General features: G+C 71.0%; 15 protein-coding genes. 8 read left to right on the top strand and 7 right to left on the bottom strand.

Features of this window, described 5'->3' with window-relative positions; all coding sequences use genetic code 11:
• Nucleotides 1-86 precede the first annotated feature (86 nt).
• The 5 genes from JI742_RS00260 (at nucleotide 87) to JI742_RS00240 (ending at nucleotide 3,601) form a co-directional block, all read left to right on the top strand.
• A complete protein-coding gene (locus tag JI742_RS00260) occupies nucleotides 87-482 on the top strand; it encodes a c-type cytochrome (protein ID WP_201822842.1) in 396 nt (131 codons plus the stop codon).
• Nucleotides 479-1,387, top strand: coding sequence for a substrate-binding domain-containing protein (locus tag JI742_RS00255; protein WP_434057621.1), 909 nt, complete (start codon nucleotides 479-481; stop codon nucleotides 1,385-1,387). Before JI742_RS00260 ends, JI742_RS00255 begins: the two co-directional genes overlap by 4 nt.
• A 115-nt stretch (nucleotides 1,388-1,502) precedes the next feature.
• Complete coding sequence (locus tag JI742_RS00250) at nucleotides 1,503-2,480, top strand: trypsin-like peptidase domain-containing protein (RefSeq protein WP_201822840.1); 978 nt, start codon at nucleotides 1,503-1,505, stop codon at nucleotides 2,478-2,480.
• 17 nt (nucleotides 2,481-2,497) lie between these two features.
• A complete protein-coding gene (locus JI742_RS00245; RefSeq protein ID WP_201822838.1) occupies nucleotides 2,498-3,202 on the top strand; it encodes a hypothetical protein in 705 nt (234 codons plus the stop codon).
• A 21-nt stretch (nucleotides 3,203-3,223) separates the two neighbouring features.
• Nucleotides 3,224-3,601 carry a hypothetical protein gene (locus JI742_RS00240; RefSeq protein WP_236676714.1) on the top strand — a complete coding sequence of 126 codons (378 nt, stop codon included), beginning with the start codon at nucleotides 3,224-3,226 and terminating at the stop codon, nucleotides 3,599-3,601.
• Here the strand turns inward: JI742_RS00240 and JI742_RS00235 are convergent.
• A complete protein-coding gene (locus JI742_RS00235) occupies nucleotides 3,585-4,799 on the bottom strand; it encodes an MFS transporter (RefSeq protein WP_201822836.1) in 1,215 nt (404 codons plus the stop codon). The genes JI742_RS00240 and JI742_RS00235 overlap by 17 nt on opposite strands.
• Nucleotides 4,800-4,853: 54 nt before the next feature.
• On the opposite strand from JI742_RS00235, the gene JI742_RS00230 reads away from it, so the two are divergent.
• Complete coding sequence (locus JI742_RS00230; RefSeq protein WP_201822833.1) at nucleotides 4,854-6,467, top strand: AMP nucleosidase; 1,614 nt, start codon at nucleotides 4,854-4,856, stop codon at nucleotides 6,465-6,467.
• A gap of 15 nt (nucleotides 6,468-6,482) precedes the next feature.
• On the opposite strand, the gene JI742_RS00225 is transcribed toward JI742_RS00230, so the two are convergent.
• The 6 genes from JI742_RS00225 to JI742_RS00200 are packed head-to-tail and all read right to left on the bottom strand — an operon-like array spanning nucleotide 6,483 to nucleotide 13,400.
• On the bottom strand, nucleotides 6,483-10,010 hold the full coding sequence (locus JI742_RS00225) for a pilus assembly protein (protein WP_201822830.1): 3,528 nt from the start codon (nucleotides 10,008-10,010) through the stop codon (nucleotides 6,483-6,485).
• Between the two features lie 26 nt (nucleotides 10,011-10,036).
• A complete protein-coding gene (locus JI742_RS00220; protein ID WP_201822827.1) occupies nucleotides 10,037-10,729 on the bottom strand; it encodes a hypothetical protein in 693 nt (230 codons plus the stop codon).
• Nucleotides 10,726-11,886, bottom strand: a complete 1,161-nt coding sequence (locus JI742_RS00215) for a PilW family protein (RefSeq protein WP_201822824.1) — start codon at nucleotides 11,884-11,886, stop codon at nucleotides 10,726-10,728. The genes JI742_RS00220 and JI742_RS00215 overlap by 4 nt, the downstream gene beginning before the upstream one ends.
• A gap of 10 nt (nucleotides 11,887-11,896) precedes the next feature.
• Nucleotides 11,897-12,328, bottom strand: a complete 432-nt coding sequence (locus tag JI742_RS00210; RefSeq protein ID WP_201822821.1) for a type IV pilus modification PilV family protein — start codon at nucleotides 12,326-12,328, stop codon at nucleotides 11,897-11,899.
• Nucleotides 12,329-12,336: 8 nt separating this feature from the next.
• Complete coding sequence (locus JI742_RS00205; protein ID WP_201822818.1) at nucleotides 12,337-12,933, bottom strand: pilus assembly FimT family protein; 597 nt, start codon at nucleotides 12,931-12,933, stop codon at nucleotides 12,337-12,339.
• Nucleotides 12,927-13,400: a type IV pilin protein gene (locus JI742_RS00200; protein WP_201822817.1), complete on the bottom strand. Its 474-nt coding sequence runs from the start codon at nucleotides 13,398-13,400 to the stop codon at nucleotides 12,927-12,929. The genes JI742_RS00205 and JI742_RS00200 overlap by 7 nt, the downstream gene beginning before the upstream one ends.
• A 105-nt stretch (nucleotides 13,401-13,505) precedes the next feature.
• Here JI742_RS00200 and JI742_RS00195 point away from each other — a divergent pair, with 105 nt between their 5' ends.
• Both JI742_RS00195 and hemE read left to right on the top strand, forming a co-directional pair.
• On the top strand, nucleotides 13,506-14,363 hold the full coding sequence (locus tag JI742_RS00195) for an HDOD domain-containing protein (protein WP_201822816.1): 858 nt from the start codon (nucleotides 13,506-13,508) through the stop codon (nucleotides 14,361-14,363).
• Between the two features lie 67 nt (nucleotides 14,364-14,430).
• The gene (hemE, locus tag JI742_RS00190; protein ID WP_201822815.1) at nucleotides 14,431-15,543 is read left to right on the top strand and encodes a uroporphyrinogen decarboxylase; all 1,113 of its coding nucleotides are present in this window, start codon (nucleotides 14,431-14,433) and stop codon (nucleotides 15,541-15,543) included.
• Nucleotides 15,544-15,880: the final 337 nt, after the last annotated feature.

The raw sequence follows: 15,880 nt of genomic DNA, 5'->3' as shown, positions 1-15,880 counted from the left end.
CCCGGGTCGCCCAGGCGGCCCGGGAACCGGCCCCGGGGATGGCACTCTCACGAGTGTCATCCCCTTGTTTCTGAAAACCCCTGATCATGATCCTCCGCACTCTCTCTGCCGCCCTCGCCCTCGTCGCTGCCGCCCCCGCGGTCCTGGCCCAAGAGGTCAAGACCCCGCTGTACACGGTGGTCGACGGCAACAAGGTCGATGCCAAGACCCTCAATGGCTTCCGCTCCTGGCGTCAAGCCAACTGCGCAGCCTGCCATGGCGCGAACCAGGAAGGCCTTGCCGGCCCCTCGCTCGTCGAGCGCATGAAGGTGCTGAGCAAGGATGATTTCGTCAAGGTCGTGATCGACGGCCGCATCGAGCGTGGCATGCCCCCGCACAAGGATGCTCCGGTCGTGACCAAGAACATCGATGACATCTACGCCTACCTCAAGGGGCGTTCGGATGGCGCGATCAAGACCGCTCGCGTGACGGGCATCGAATGAGCACCCGCCCCGTGAAGGACGCGGCGCAGCGCCGCGGCAAGCGGGGTGCGTCGTTCATTGCGGCTGCGGGCCTGGCCGCGATCTGCGGCATGTCCGCCCTGCCGGCCTCCGCTCAGGATGAGCCGGAGCGTCGGGCCCTCAGGGTCTGCCAGGACCCGAACAACCTGCCCTTCTCCAACGAAGCGGGCGCAGGCATCGAGAACCGCATTGCGGAGGTGTTCGGCAAGGCCCTGGGCCTGCCGGTCACCTATTACTCTTTCCCGCAGCGGCAGGCCTTCATCCGCAACACCCTGCGCTACAAGCTTCCGGGCGAAGACTTCCGTTGCGACCTGGTGATGGGTGTCCCGGCCGGCTTCGACCAGGTCTCAGCCACCAAGCCCTACTACCGGTCGACCTACGCCATGGTCTTCCCCAAGGGGCGCGGCCTCGACGGCGTGGCGTCGCAAGAGGATTTCCTCAAGCTCGACCCCGCCGTGCTGAAGAAGCTGCGCATCGGCATCTACGACCGCTCACCGGCCTCGGACTGGCTTGCCCGCCATCAACTGCTTGAGCAGGGTGTGCCTTACGCGATCATGAGCCCGCGGCCCGACCAGTACCCTGGCGAGATCATCGAGCAGGACCTCGCCGCCGGGAAGATCGATGTGGCCATCGTCTGGGGCCCGATCGCCGGATTCTTTGCCAAGCGGGTCAAGTCGCCTGAGCTGAATGTCGTGGCCATGCGCTCGGAGCGAAACATCAAGTTCGACTTCGAGATCGCGATGGGCGTGCGCCATGGCGAGCGTGCCTGGAAGCAGCAGGTTGAGAAGTTGATCGCGGACAGCCGGCAAGACATCGAGGCTATCCTGCGTGAATACAACGTTCCTCTGCTGCCCATCGAAACGACCGCGGAAGGATCGGGTCGCTGAGCCACAGAGCCATCTGTCGGGAGAGGCGTCCATGTTGTTCCCAAGCACCTGCGCGACGCAGGTCCAGTCTGTTCCCGGTGGCTTGCGCAGGCTGTTCCTCGGTCTCGTGGCAGGCATGACGATGCTGGGGTCGGCGCATGCCGGCTTCAGCCAGGAACTCAAGCTCGAAGTCGGCAACTCGGTGGTCAAGATCGAGGCGATCTCGGCCAACGGCGGCTTCGGCTTGGGCTCCGGTGTGATCGTCGCGCCAGGTCGTGTCGTGACCAATTGCCATGTGACCCGCAAGGCGTCGCACATCGTCATCCTGAAGAACGGCTTGCGCAGCACGGCCAAGGCCCAGCGCAGCGACATCTACCGGGATCTCTGCCTGCTCAGCGTGCCCACCCTGGAGGACGAGCCCGTGAAGCTCGGCCGCACCGAGGGGCTGGCCCGCAAGCAGACGGTGGTCGCCATCGGCTACACCGGCGGCCTGGGCATCCAGTACAGCGAAGGCGAGGTCGCTGGCCTGCACCGCCTGGCCGGCAGCCGGGTGGTCCAGTCGACGAACTGGTTCAGTTCCGGGGCCAGCGGTGGCGGCATGTTCGACGAGCAAGGCCAGTTGATCGGCATCCTCACCTTCCGCCTGCGCGGTGGCGAGCGGCACTACTACGCCACGCCTGTGGAATGGGTTCGCGAACTCCTCGCAGCCGAAGGCGCGGACGGGCCGATCCAGCCCGTGCCCGGGCTCTGTTTCTGGGAACTGGGCCCGCCGGAGCAGCCGCATTTCCTGCGCGCCGCCGCCTTGGTCCAGGGCCAGGCCTGGGACGAACTCGCCCAGCTTGCGGAGCGTTGGGAAGCCGAGGACCCGATGGACAGCGAAGCCCCGCATGCCCGCGGCCTCGCTTTGACGGCCCTCGGGCGTCTTGATGCCGCCGAGCAGGCCTACAGCCGCGCCCTGCAACTTGACCCGCGTCACGCACGTGCGTGGCTGGATCTCGGGCTGCTCTACCAACGCTCGGGCCGCCAGGGCAAGGCGCGTGATGCCCTGATGGTGCTCAGCCAGCTCGACCCTCAGGCTGCACGTCAGCTTTCCGAATCCCTGGAGTCCCGTTGAAGCTTCACGCCCCATTCATGAACGGCCTTGCGGCCCTGCTGCTGGCCCTTTCGGCGGCGGGCGTTTCGGCCCAGGCTCAGGGTCAGGTCCAGCCGGAGTCCCCGCCGGCGGCCGCGCCTGAACCCTCCGAAGCCGAGCAACTCGTCTTCATGCGCACGCCGCTGGCGACCATGAAGCCGCCGACGAAGCTGGTCTATGCCTACCGCTATGAAGGCAGCACCGTGGCCACGCCGGTCGACGACCGGGCCATCCTGGAGCTGCTGCCCGACAGCGGCGGCAAGTGCTGCAATGTGAAGGCCGACTTTCTCGCCGGCCCGCGCAGGGTCAACCTTCCGCTGATCGAACAGGCCCGCGGCAATCCGGTGGTGCTGTTCTTCCTGGAGCGTGAAGTGCGCCGGCTCAATGAGTTGACCAAGGGCTCGGCCAACCACTTCCGCAAGCGCATCCGCCTGGCGCTCGTCGACCAGGCCAAGGTCAGCCCGCGCGAGTTCAACTACGCCGGCCGGACGGTGAAGGGCAGCGAGGTGCGCGTGCAGCCCTTCCTGCTCGATCCCAACCGCCCTCGCTACGAAAAACTGGCACAGACCGAATACGTCTTCCTGCTCTCCCCCGAGGTGCCGGGCGAGCTTTTCGAGATCCGCAGCACCCTGCCCGCCGCCACGGCGGGCGCCGCCCCCGAGACCGTGGAGCGCCTGACGCTCCAGGCCCCGACCGCTCCCTGAGCCCCCACAAGAGGCCTGACGATGCCCCGCCTGATCCCCTCCGCCCTGACCCTCGCGCTTGCCCTGGTCGCAAGCCCCGCGCTGCATGCGCAGACCGGCGCCGCCTCGCCCAACGACTACCCCACCATCGACCGCGTGCTCTTCGTGCAGGCCTGCCTGCGCGAGCATCCGGGGGCGCCCTTCGAGATGATCAACAAGTGCTCCTGCGCCGTTGACGCGCTGGCGCGCGAGATCCGGCATGAGGACTACATCAACCTCAGCACTGCCTCGAATGCCAGCACCATCGGCGGCGAGCGCGGCTCCTACCTGCGCGACGTGGAATCCGTCCAGGTCGAGGTGCGCAAATACCGCGCTACCGTCCGCAAGGCCAAGGAAGGCTGCTTCATCCGCTTCGACTGAGCAGCGTCCGCATGCCCAGCAGGCCCAGCATCGGCCCCAGGGCCAGGCCGGGCAGCACCCAGGCCAGAGGCATCTGGGTGGCCAGGCGGGTCGAGATCTCGATGCTCAGGATCGACAGGCTGAAGCCGATGCCGTTGATCGCCGTCAGCACCTGACCGACCTGGGCCGGCGGGGCATGGTGGGCATTGAGTGCCGAGAACTGCGGTGAATCGCCCGCCACGCTGAAGCCCCAGAGCCCCAGCCACAACGCAAAGATCGCATCGGGCGCCGCCAGCGCCCAGGGCGAGACGATCGCGCAGCAGCCGCTGCATGCCAGCATGGCGGCCGCCACCCGGGCGCTGCGCCCGGTCGAGGGTCGGCCGCCGCGCGCCACCCAGCGGCCCCCCAGCACGCAGCCCAGGCCGCCAGCCGCGATCGCACCAAAGGCCGCATAAGCGGCCGCGGCGCCGTCCAGCCGGGGCGCCACGATCAGCGGCACCAGCACCCAGAAGCTGTAGTTCTCCAGCATGTGGCCGAAGTAGCCGCCGGCCGAGGCCCGCAGGGCGGGGTTGGCCGCCAGTTGTCGCCAGCCCAGCTTCGCCCGCGGGGGCGCGGCCCGCAAGGCAAGGCTGAGCGGCGGATCGCCCACCGCCCAGGCCATCAGCGCAGCGCTGCATGTTGCGAGCAGGGCCACGCCGACCAGCACCGGCGGCCAGTCGCCCGAGGCGCCCAGGCCGCGCAGCAAATGCGGGGCCGCCGTGCCCAGCACCAGCGCCCCCACCAGCCAGCCCAGCGCCGGACCGATGCCCTGCGGATGCCACTGCGCGACGATCTTCATGCCCACCGGGTAGATGCCCGCCAGCAGGAAGCCGGTCAGCACCCGAAGCAGCAGCAGGTGCAGCAGGGCGTGCGGCCCTGCCGGCACGAACAGGGTGGCCACCTGGCAAGCCGCGCCGGCCAACGCGCAGGTCACGAAGACCCGGCGCGCGGGCAGCCGGTCGGCCAGGGCCAGCAGCGAGAACACCAGGGTGCCCAGCACGAAGCCCGCCTGCACCGCTGCGCTCAGCCAGCCCAGGGCTTCGGGCGGCAGGCCGAAGTCGCGCTGCCAGGCCGGCATCACCGCATTCGGCGCAAACCACAGCGAGGTGCCGCCGAACTGGGCCAGCACGATCAGCGGCAGGACCCGCCGGGGGGGAGGGGAAGTCGGCGCAAAAGGCATCGACACAGTCTAGGCGGAGGGCTTGCCGTCACCCGGGCGCGCTAGGCTGCGGCCATGGACGACACCGCCCGACCCAGCGCCCCCGCCAGCGGCCCTCCGCCGCATGTTCAGCCCGCCGCCGAGCCGCTCGCCGACGCGCCCGCCTGGCTGCACTTCACCGAGCCTGATGCCGCGCTGGCCGCCGTGCAGGCGCTCTACCGGCAGGCGCTCGACCGCTTGCGCAGCGCCCTCAAGGACTACCTGGACGGGCGCGATCCGCCCGGCCGCGTGCGCGCCTGCTATCCCGCCCTGCGGGTCCAGGTGCAGTCGGCACTCAACGAGGCCGAAGCCCCGCTGAGTTACGGCGTGCTGGCAGGCCCCGGCGTCTACGAAACCAGCCTGACCCGGCCGGAGCTTTTCGGCCCCTACCTGCGGCGGCAGTTCGAACTGCTGCTGCGCCACCACGGCGAGCTGCGCCGCGGCGGCCTGCAGATCGGCCCCGGGCGCGAGCCGATACCGATCCACTTCGCGCTGCCCGAGCAGGCGCATCTGGAAGGCACGCTCGATCCGCTGCGCCGCGCCCGCCTGCGCGATGTCTTCGACCTGCCCGACCTCGCGGCCATGGACGATGGCATCGCCAACGGCAGCCACGAGCCGGCACCCGGTGCGCCGCGCCCGCTGGCCCTGTTCACCGCGCCGCGCATCGACTATTCGCTGCACCGCCTGCGGCACTACACCGGCACGCTGCCCGAGCACTTCCAGAACTTCGTGCTGTTCACCAACTACCCCTTCTACGTCGACGAGTTCATCCGCCTCGGGCATGCGCTGATGGACAGCCCGGTCGGCGAGGCCGAGCCCGAGCTCGCCGAGCGCCTGGGCCTGGCGCCGGGCCAGGCCGACGACTTCGTCGCCTTCGTCGAGCCCGGCAATGTGCTGCACCGCCGCCGCGGCCTGACCCTGCAGCCCGACGACTTCCTCGGCCAGGCCCCGCCCCGGCTGCCGCAGATGCCGGCCTACCATCTGATGCGGCCCGACCGCAGCGGCATCACCCTGGTCAACATCGGTGTCGGCCCCTCGAATGCCAAGACCATCACCGACCACATTGCCGTGCTGCGCCCGCATGCCTGGCTGATGCTGGGCCACTGCGCTGGCCTGCGCACCACCCAGCAGCTTGGTGACTATGTGCTGGCCCACGGCTATGTGCGCGAGGACCATGTGCTCGACGAGGACCTGCCGCTGTGGGTGCCCATCCCGCCGCTGGCCGAGGTGCAGCAAGCCCTCGAAGGCGCGGTGGCCGATGTCACCCGCCTGCACGGCCCCGCGCTCAAGCAGATCATGCGCACCGGCACCGTGGCCAGCACCGACAACCGCAACTGGGAGCTGCTGCCGCATCCCGGCCCCGAGCGGCGCTTCAGCCAGAGCCGCGCGATCGCGCTGGACATGGAGAGCGCGACCATTGCCGCCAACGGCTTCCGCTTCCGCGTGCCCTACGGCACCTTGCTGTGCGTCAGCGACAAGCCGCTGCACGGCGAGCTGAAGCTGCCCGGCATGGCCGACGCCTTCTACCGCCAGCGCGTGCAGCAGCACCTGCAGATCGGCCTGCGCGCGGTCGAGCGCCTGCGCGCCGCCGGCAGCGCCAGCCTGCACAGCCGCAAGCTGCGCAGCTTCGACGAGGTCGCCTTCCAGTAGCCGCGGCCGGCGCGCTCAGCGCGCCAGCTCGCGCCAGGCGATGCGGCGGGCCACGCCGCTGCCGCCCTGGCCCGGGTCGTCGGTGGTGGTGATGTCGCCCTTGCGCGAGACCACGATGGTCTTGGTTGCGCCGCTGGTGCTGACGATGGTCGTGATGCCGGCCGTCAGCGCATTGCCGAGGAACTGCCCGACCATGCGCTGGGGCGAGCCCGGCAGCACGCTGCCGCTGCGCACGTCCAGGTAGTAGAGCCAGGAGGTGCCGCCGGTCACGCAGGCATTGGCCTCGGGCACATTGCTCGCGAAGGTCAGCAGGTTGGCGACGAGCTGCATGTCGACATCGACCCGCTCGCCCGGCGAGATCGTCAGGTCCACCCGCCAGCCGATCTGGCTGCTCCAGTTCACGGCCTGCGGTGCGGGCACCGTGCGCAGGCTGCGGCCGCCGACCACCGTGCTGCCCAAGGTCTGGCCGACCAGATCGCTGCGCAGGCGCAGATTGCCCCAGCCGCTGCTGTCCAGCGGATCCTTGAGGGCATAGACGCTTTGCAGCGTCGCATCGCCGATGTCGCTGCTGCCCAGGTAGCGGCCGGTGCCGAAGACGACGACCGCATGGCGGCTGCCGGCCTGGTTCAGCTCCAGCAGCTCGGGCCGCGTGGTGATGGGCTGCACGCTGCCATCGGGCGCGCGGGCCGTGCCCAGGCGCAGGGCTTCGTGGCCGGCCGGGGCCAGGCGGTCGTCCAGGTCGAAGCGCCACAGGTTGCCGAGCATGTCGCCGCCATAGACCCGCTGCAGCGTGTTGTCGGCCGCGTTGTCCACCCAGGCATTGAGCTTGCCGAGGTTGCTGGGCGTGACGGTGTCGCCGACGCCGGTGGGCACGCTGCGGATCAGCGCGCCGCTGATCGCATCGACGACGAAGACGTGGCCGCCGCCGTCCCCCGTGACATGGTTGTTGTAGCCCGAGGAGAACACCACCACCCAGCGCCCGTCGCGCAGTTTGCCCAGCAGCGGATTGCCCGCGCTGCGGCCCAGGTTGGCATGGCTGAACTCCCACAGGCCGCGCGGGTTGGCGGGGTCGCTCACGTCGATCGCGTAGTAGCTGCCGCCGCCCAGGTTCAGGCCGCCGACCAGCACGGTGCGCCAGGTGCTGCCGTCCTGCACATCGGCCACCACCGGCGAGCCGTCGACGAAGAACTGGTGCCGGTTGGCATAGTCGGCATCGGCAAGCTGGTGCAGGCGCGGCATCACGGCGCGCGGCACATAGGCCCAGCGCTCCAGGCCGGTCTCGGCATCGAAGGCATGCAGCATGCCGTCGTTGGCCGCCACATAGACGCTGGCCGCGCGGCTGGCCTGGGCCGTGGCGAAGGCGCGGTAGCTCGCCTCCGGATAGGGCGCCGAAGGCTTGCGCACGAAGACCGGCTTGCCGTTGACGATGTCCCCCAGCACATTGCGCTCGCGGCTGTTGTGGCGTTCGCGGAAGACGCGCAGCGCATTGGCGGCATTCATCTCGAAACCGCTCTGCCCGCGCAGGAAGCCGATCAGGTTGGCCCCGCCGGCCGCCGCCTTGCCCGCGCTGTCCAGTCTGGCGCACTGGCTCAGCAGCAGGGCGCCGCTGGCATCGGGGCAGAGCGGGCCGAGCTTGTTGGCCAGCAGCAGGCCGTCGGCCAGCAGGTTGGCATGGGTGAAGGCCTTGAGCTTGCTCGCCTCGCCCGGCGCGAAGTAGTGGATCTGCCGGCTGTCGCTGTTCACCCCCACCTGGCTCAGCAGTTGAGCCTTGGCCGACCACAGCACGCTGCTGCTGACCGCGCCGCTGGTCGGGTTCACCGTGCGCTTGCTCAGCTCGCCGTTCCAGTAGACGGTCTCGTAGCTCGCCACATAGGCATGGTTGTCGCCGGCCACCGGTTGCAGATTGCTGGTGGCCGCGGCCGAGCCCGCGCCCAGGGTGGCACCGATGGCATCCAGCGCCTCGCGCAGGCCGCTGCTCAGCTCGTCCGGATCGCTGGCGCTGTAGAACTTGCCGCGGCCGTTGACGGCGGCATGCCAGAGGTCGTCGACCCGCGCCAGCTCCTGCGCGGCGGTCGTGCCCGCCAGGGGATGCGGCCAGGCCCGGCTGCCGTTGACGAGGCTGAAGAAGTCGCCGCTGGTCTGGGTCTCGTAGTCCGGCACATAGGCCAGGTTGCCGGCCAGGCCCAGGCCCAGGGTGACGGTGTTCATGTGCTGGGCGGTCTGCGGGTCGCGCGCGGTCGGTGCCACCTGGTCGGGGCAGACATCCTGTCCGCTGATCGCGCCGCTGCAATTGCCCAGGCTGCTGCTGCGCAGGTCGTTCTTCCAGTACCACTGCGCCACATCGGCCAGGGTGCCCGAGGCGCCGCTGCCGCCGATGGCGGTGCCGCTGCTGCGCGCATCGTCGAGCTGCGGACGGACCTCGCCGCTGCCCGGTCCGTCGCTGTTGCCGATCGCATTGCCGTTCACGTCGACCGGGGTCGCCGTCTCGTTCCACACGCCGTCCGAGGTCAGGATGGCCAGGTTGCGCTGGCAGGCGTACTGCACCGGATCGTTCTGGCCCGGCAGCTTGTTGGCGAAGTAGCGGCCGGCGCGCGAGAGCGCGCTGCGCAGCGGCGTGCTGCCGCTCGGCTCCAGCCCGTAGAGGCGGGCGAAGAAGGCCTCGCGCTGGGCGCTGTCGTCGAAGTCGCGCACGCTCAGGAAGCGGTCGCCGTCGTTCGTCAGGCTGGTGTTGATCGAGCTGAAGCCGACGCGGAAGCGCGCCCCGTCGAGCTGCGCAAAGGCCCGGCCGGCGCCGCCGCGCATCGTCAGCGTGCGGCTGCGGTAGTAGCTGAACCAGTTGGCGTAGTTGGTCCGGGCATCGACCCCGGCCGGCGCGGCAATCGCCGAGGCGTCCAGCACGATGGTGAAGCGGCCGGGCGAGTAGGCGCTGCTGCCGCTCGTCACGCTGCGGTTGCATCGCACCGGGCTGGCGCTGGGCAGGGCGTAGTAGAAGAAGCGGTAGTTCGTGCTGTTGACCGTGGTGCGGCTGCCGGCCACCCAGGTCTCGGGCGGGATCAGCCGTCGTCCGGCCGTCGTGCCGCCGATCGTCGACAGGTTGTTCAGGTTGCGGCGCGCGCTGCTGCCGCCCGCATAGCCGTCTTCCCAGGCATCGCTGAAGCTGGCGTCGGGGTAGCTGCTGCCATCGGCGCGCAGCGGCGGCAGGTAGCGCAGGGCGGGGTTGTAGGCGCTGCGGTTGATGCTGGCCACGCCGTGGCAGAGCGAGGTCTGCGTGCGGTCCAGCAGCTCCAGGCCCGAGATCGCGGTGTTCTTGTCGCCGTACTTGTAGACATAGGTGGCATCGGGCGTGAAGTCCCAGCTCATGCTGCCCGAGTCGTCCAGGATGAAGAGCAGGTTGGGCCGGATCGCCGCGCTCGGCGAGGTGGCCAGCGGCACATCGGCCAGATCGGCCGGCGCGGCCCGCAGCCCCAGCGGCACGGCCAGCAGCAGGGCGGCCGTCACACGGCATGCGCGGCCGGGCCAGGGGGAGCAGGGCAGGGGGCGCATGGTCGGCCTCGGCATCGAGCGCGGCTTCAGGACAGCGAGACCAGGGTCTCGGTGTAGCTCACCGTGCCGCGCCCGCCGACGCTGCGCACGATGATCCGGTAGTAGGGCGAGAGCGGCGCTAGCCCGCAGCCGCGCACCATGCTGCCCTGGCCCAGGCCGGCCGAGCCCAGGGTCTCGTAGTCGAGCCGGCCCTTGCAGACCTCGGCTTCCAGGTTGCCGGCCGCGCTGGCGCAGGTCTGGGTGCTGCTGGGCTGCGGCTCGCCTTCGATGCGACACAGGCGGGTGATGACCCACTGGCCGGTGTGCGGCCCCACCGGCGTGGCGGCGCGGGCGGGCAGGCAGGTGATGTCGGCGCCGCCGCAGTCGTCGCCGTCCCAGTCGACCCGGGCCAGAGCGCCGGGCTGGCTGCCGGTCGGGTCCAGGTCGTCCAGGCTGCTGGCGTAGTAGCCGGCCTCGGGCTGGCTGGCATGCAGGGCGGCGAGGTCGGCCGCCTGGGCGGCCAGCAGCCAGGCCAGGGCTTCCTCGGCCATCGGGTCGGCGGCGGCGGTGGCCTGCTGCTTGAAGCCGAGGTTGCCGACGATCTGCCCGCCCGCATCCACCGACCGCACCAGCACGACCGCCGACAGCGCCAGGCCGACCAGGGCCAGCAGCGCCAGGATCAGCACCATGCCGCGCGCCGCGTGGCGAGGGCGGCTGTTCGGGCGGACGGCGGGCTTCATGCGTGCCAGATCCGGTTGCGCAGCGGCACCAGGGTCTCGAAGACGCTGTAGCGGTAGCGCTGCCAGCCCGCGGGCAGGCCGTCCAGGCGCAGCGGCAGGCAGCGGTCTTCGCCGCAGGCGCTCGAGCCGGGCACGGTCACGCCGCGGCCCAGGCGCCAGCTTGGGGAGCTGGCGGTCACGTCCTCGCGCTCGGCCTGGGCGCTGCGGGCGACCACGGCCAGGCGCAGGCCCAGCACCTGGGCCCAGCCGGCGGCGTCGGCGGGCTGCACATCGTCGTAGCGGTCGACCGCGCCGTCGCCGTCGCTGTCCTTGGCATAAAGGGCCTGGAGCTGGACGATGTGCGGGTAGAGCTCGCCTGTCTGGGCGACCGGGCCACGGGCGCTGTCCAGCTCGCTCAGCACCAGGGCCTGGCCGCTGTCGATCGCGTAGTCGCGCAGCAGCAGCCGGCCCAGGTTCAGCAGCAGGGTGCCGCGCGGCGGGCTGCCGGCGACGAAGGCCGGGTAGCCATCGTCCGGAAAGATGGTCTGGCCGCCGGCCTGGTTCCAGGGGCCGTCGTTGCCGGGGTTGTGGATGAGCTGGCTGGTCCCGGCGCCGCCGGTCTGGGTGACGTTGAAGACGCTGCACCAGTGCGTCTCGTCCCAGGGCAGGGGCAGGGCGACCATCAGGTCGCCGGGCGCCACGCCCAGGGTGGTGTCGACGAAGAAATTGGCCGCCGTGCGCGGATGGTCGATGGCGACCTTGATCGGCACCGCATAGCGGCCGTTGTCGCTGCTCATCACCCGCAGCCGGTCGGGCGCGCCGTCGGCGCCGGGGGTGATCAGCACCGGGGTCAGCAGCCAGTCGCTGGCCTCGGCGGCGTCGGCATGGCGGGCGCGGATCGGGCAGCCCAGGCCCTCGGTCTGGCTGATCAGGCCGTAGCCGGCCGATTGCACCGCGCGTTGCAGCTCGTGCAGGGCCAGCGCGCCATTGACCTGGGCATCGCTGCCGCGCGTCGTGCGCATCTGCTGGCCCTGGGCGGCGATCAGGCTCTGCGCGATCGCCAGGGTGGTGATCAGGCCGACCGCCAGAGCCACCAGCAGTTCGACCAGGGTGAAGCCGCCGGAGCGCCGGGCGGACAGCGGCCGGCGGCGGGGCAGGGCGGGGCGGGGCGTCGTCATCGCAGGGCCTTCAGTTGCGGCGGATCGCGGCCTGCTGGGCCTCGGTGTGCCGGCCCTCGCCGGGCGGCTGCCAGTGGATGCGCAGCGACAGCCCGTCGGCCAGGGTGCCGGCATCGCGCAGCACCTGGACTTCGGCCTCGCCCTGCGGCAGGCGCTCGGCCACCTGGGCCAGCCAGGCGGCGCAGGGCGGATGGGCCGCACAGGCGCCGCCCTCGGTGTTGTAGCGGGCAAGCTGCTCGGGCGACTCGGTCCAGAGCCGGCCGATGAGCTGGCCGCCCAGGTGCACCGCCTCGCCGCGCAGACCGATGGCGCTCTGCGCCCGCAGCATCTGGCCCTGCAGGCCGACCAGGCCGAGCAGGCCGACCGAGAAGATCAGCAGCGCGACCAGCACCTCGACCAGGCTGGCGCCGCGCTGGCGGGGGCGGGCGGGGGCGAGCGGCATGGCGGGCCTCAGCGGCAGACGCGCGGATCGTCGGCATCGCGCACTGCCGGCTCGCACAGGCGCACCGCGCCGTGGCGCGAGATGTCGAGCTGCAAGCTGCGGCTGCCCGCCAGGTTCAGGGTGATGCGGCGCAGGCCGTCCTCGTCCTCGACCCGGCCGAAGCCATTGAAGCGCAGGCCGCTGGCGGGCGCGCCCGCGGCGTCCAGGCCGGCCACCGTCACGCGGGCATGGCCGGCGCCGGCTGCCTCGGCCGCGATCAGCCGCGGCGCCACCGTGGCCGAGGGCGCGGCATGGCAGGCGCCGTCGGGTGCGTCGCGCGAGATCACCCAGCCGCCGCCGCCCGCATCGGCCACGCAGCCGGCGTCCAGCGCCCGCGCGTCCTCGCTGCTCACCAGGGTGAAGCGCACCGGCGCATTCAGCCGCAGGGCCTCGCTGCGGGCACGCTCCAGCGCCCGTTGCAGGGTGTGGCCGGCATGGCGGACCTGGGTGCTGCGCAGCCAGTCGGCCGCGCTCGGCAGCACGGTCAGCATGGTCATGCCGAAGATGGCCAGGGTGATGGCCAGCTCGATCAGCGTCAGGCCACGCAGGCGGCTGCGGCTCAGCATTCGCCGCCCTTCCACAGCCAGCAGGACTTGTCGACTTCGGCCCCGCGGAAGCGCAGGGTGCCGCGGCGGTCGTCCTGGTCGACCCGGTACTGGTGGCCCGCGGCGGCTGTGCCGCTGCGGCCGCTGGCTTGCAGGCGGTAGGCCTGGCCGCTCGCGAGCAGGCTGCAACTGAAGTCGAACAGTGCTTCGCCGGGCGGCGCGAAGTCGGCCCAGGCGGGCGCATCGTCGGCATCGACGCAGGCCTCGCTGCCGTAGTTGCGGTGGTCCTGGTAGTACTGCTCCAGCTTCACGCGGAAATCGGCGAGCTGGGCGAAGGCCGTCTGCACCTGGCTGCGCCGCACATGGTCGGCATAGCTGGGGTAGGCGACCAGGCTGAGCACGCTGACGACGACCATCGCGATCATCAGCTCCAGCAGGGTGAAGCCGGCTTGGCGATGCAGCGGGAAGGGGGGGCGAAGGGGATGCACCTCGCCTTCTTCGGCCCGGGCCGCAGCGCCTAAAGCCGGAATTCGTATCCATTTGTGGCTTTGCTTCGCGGCTGCTCGCGGCCGGCCTCGGGCAGGCTGCGAGGCATGCTCCTCCTGCCCATCCCTGCCTCCCTGCCGGCCTGGACCGAGGCCTTCTGCAGCCTGCCGGTGCCGGTGCTGGCCGACACCCAGCGGGCGCTGGACGGACTGGCCCGGGCCGAGGACGAGCGCGGCGACGTCGACGCCCACCGCATCGCCGAGGCCGTGGCCCAGGATCCGCTGATGACCCTGCGCATCTTCGCCAGCGCCGCGCGCCTGAGCACGCCGGCCGAGCGCGAGGACCGCCGCGGCATGCCCGAGACGGTCACCGCCGCCCTGCTGCTGCTGGGCATCGCCCCCTTCTTCCGCAGCCTGGGCGAGCTGCCGCTGGCCGAGGCGGCGGTCGATCCGGCGCGCTGCGGCATCGCCAGCGCCCCGGACGGCCTGGCCGCCGTGCTGCGCCGCGCCCGCCGCAGCGCCAATTTCGCGCTGGGCTTTGCCGTGCACCGCATGGACGGCGATGCCGCGGCCTTGCAGACAGCCGCCCTGCTGCACGATTTCGCCGAGTTGCTGCTCTGGTGCCACCGCCCCGAGCTGGCCGACACCCTGGCCCAACGCCAGGCCGCCGACCCGACGCTGCGCTCGGCCCCGGCCCAGCAGGCGCTGCTCGGCATCGAGCTGACGGCGCTTGAACAAGCCCTGATGCGCGCCTGGGGCCTGCCCGAGCTGCTGCGCCGCATGACCGACGATGCCCAGGCCTGGGACCCGCAGGTGCGCTGCGTCAGCCTGGCCGTTCGCATCGCGCGCCACAGCGCGGTGGATTGGTTCAACCCGGCCCTGCCCGACGACTGGACGGCCCTGGGCGAACTGCTGCTGCTCAGCCCCGAGGCGGCCCGCGCCCTGGTCCTCGACATCGACCAGTGAGCGGACCCGGGCAGGCCCCGAGCGCGGGACGCTAGGCTGCCTGACGCTCGGCGGCGACAATCGCGCGATGCACGATCCCGCCCTGCCGCCCCTGGCCAACGACCGCTTCCTGCGCGCCTGCCTGCGCCTGCCCACCGATCGCACCCCCGTCTGGCTGATGCGCCAGGCCGGTCGCTACCTGCCGGAATACAACGCCACGCGCGCCAAGGCCGGCAGCTTCATGGGCCTGGCGACGAACCCGGCCTATGCGACCGAGGTCACGCTCCAGCCGCTCGACCGCTACCCGCTCGACGCGGCCATCCTGTTCAGCGACATCCTGACCGTGCCCGACGCCATGGGCCTGGGCCTGAGCTTTGCGCAGGGCGAAGGCCCGCGCTTTGCCCATCCGGTGCGCGACGAGGCCGCCGTCGCCAAGCTGGAGGTGCCGGACCTCGACAAGCTGCGCTACGTGTTCGACGCGGTGTCCAGCATCCGCCGCGCGCTCGCCGATGCCCAGGGTGTCGGCCGCGTGCCGCTGATCGGCTTCTCCGGCAGCCCCTGGACCCTGGCCTGCTACATGGTCGAAGGTGGTGGCAGCGAGGACTACCGCGCGGTCAAGACCCTGATGTACCGCCGGCCCGACCTGATGCACCGCATCCTGGCCGTCAATGCCGACGCGGTGGCGGCCTACCTGAATGCGCAGATCGAGGCCGGCGCGCAAGCGGTGATGGTCTTCGACAGTTGGGGCGGCGTGCTGTCCGATGCGGCCTTCCGCAGCTTCAGCCTGGCCTACACCCAGCGCGTGCTGGACGGGCTCAAGAAGGAACATGCCGGCCACCGCATCCCGCACCTGGTCTTCACCAAGGGCGGCGGCCTGTGGCTGGAGGCCATCGCCGGCACCGGCGCCGACGTGGTCGGCCTGGACTGGACGGTCTCGCTGGCCGATGCGCGCCGCCGCACCGACGACAGGGTGGCCCTGCAGGGTAATGTCGATCCCATGGTGCTCTTCGGCGACGAGGCCGCCATCCGCGCCGAGGCCCAGGCCGTGGTGGCCAGCTTCGGCCGGCCGCAGCGGGCGGACGGCCGCCACGGCGGGCACATCTTCAACCTGGGCCACGGCATCAACCAGTTCACGCCGCCGGAGTCGGTGGCGGTGCTGCTCGATGCGGTGCGCCAGGCCTCGATCCAGGCTCGTGCCTGAGCGTCAAGGGCTTGCTGCGGCGGGCGACGGGTGCCAGCAACGCTTCGGTGGGGCTTGACTTATCCCCAATTTTCTGGACGCCCGCACCCCCTAGCATCACTGATGCATCGCAGCAAGGGCCTGTCCGGAGCCCCACGCAAGTTGTTGATTCGTAAGGCTTTCATCCGGGTGCCTTTCTTTGCGCCAGGGTAAGCCCAGCCCTTGTGCTTCAAGCACTTAGCGCGGCTCCGCGCAGTTTCCCCACAAAGTTATCCACAGACTCCGTGGATAGTCTGGAAATCCACGGTGAATCAAGCACTTGGCCCGGCATGCTGAGGGGGTATCGACCTTGTCGGAG

This window comes from Piscinibacter lacus, assembly GCF_016735685.1.
GTDB classification, from domain to species: domain Bacteria; phylum Pseudomonadota; class Gammaproteobacteria; order Burkholderiales; family Burkholderiaceae_C; genus Aquariibacter; species Aquariibacter lacus.
This window is presented reverse-complemented; position numbering and strand designations above follow the sequence as displayed.

What these genes read in the sequence shown, in the direction of transcription:
- JI742_RS00260 (WP_201822842.1), top strand. Translation starts at nt 87, where the DNA reads ATGATCCTCCGCACTCTCTCTGCCGCCCTCGCCCTCGTCGCTGCCGCC.
- JI742_RS00255 (WP_434057621.1), top strand. Translation starts at nt 479, where the DNA reads ATGAGCACCCGCCCCGTGAAGGACGCGGCGCAGCGCCGCGGCAAGCGG.
- JI742_RS00250 (WP_201822840.1), top strand. Translation starts at nt 1,503, where the DNA reads ATGACGATGCTGGGGTCGGCGCATGCCGGCTTCAGCCAGGAACTCAAG.
- JI742_RS00245 (WP_201822838.1), top strand. Translation starts at nt 2,498, where the DNA reads ATGAACGGCCTTGCGGCCCTGCTGCTGGCCCTTTCGGCGGCGGGCGTT.
- JI742_RS00240 (WP_236676714.1), top strand. Translation starts at nt 3,224, where the DNA reads ATGCCCCGCCTGATCCCCTCCGCCCTGACCCTCGCGCTTGCCCTGGTC.
- JI742_RS00235 (WP_201822836.1), bottom strand. Translation starts at nt 4,799, where the DNA reads ATGCCTTTTGCGCCGACTTCCCCTCCCCCCCGGCGGGTCCTGCCGCTG.
- JI742_RS00230 (WP_201822833.1), top strand. Translation starts at nt 4,854, where the DNA reads ATGGACGACACCGCCCGACCCAGCGCCCCCGCCAGCGGCCCTCCGCCG.
- JI742_RS00225 (WP_201822830.1), bottom strand. Translation starts at nt 10,010, where the DNA reads ATGCGCCCCCTGCCCTGCTCCCCCTGGCCCGGCCGCGCATGCCGTGTG.
- JI742_RS00220 (WP_201822827.1), bottom strand. Translation starts at nt 10,729, where the DNA reads ATGAAGCCCGCCGTCCGCCCGAACAGCCGCCCTCGCCACGCGGCGCGC.
- JI742_RS00215 (WP_201822824.1), bottom strand. Translation starts at nt 11,886, where the DNA reads ATGACGACGCCCCGCCCCGCCCTGCCCCGCCGCCGGCCGCTGTCCGCC.
- JI742_RS00210 (WP_201822821.1), bottom strand. Translation starts at nt 12,328, where the DNA reads ATGCCGCTCGCCCCCGCCCGCCCCCGCCAGCGCGGCGCCAGCCTGGTC.
- JI742_RS00205 (WP_201822818.1), bottom strand. Translation starts at nt 12,933, where the DNA reads ATGCTGAGCCGCAGCCGCCTGCGTGGCCTGACGCTGATCGAGCTGGCC.
- JI742_RS00195 (WP_201822816.1), top strand. Translation starts at nt 13,506, where the DNA reads ATGCTCCTCCTGCCCATCCCTGCCTCCCTGCCGGCCTGGACCGAGGCC.
- hemE (WP_201822815.1), top strand. Translation starts at nt 14,431, where the DNA reads ATGCACGATCCCGCCCTGCCGCCCCTGGCCAACGACCGCTTCCTGCGC.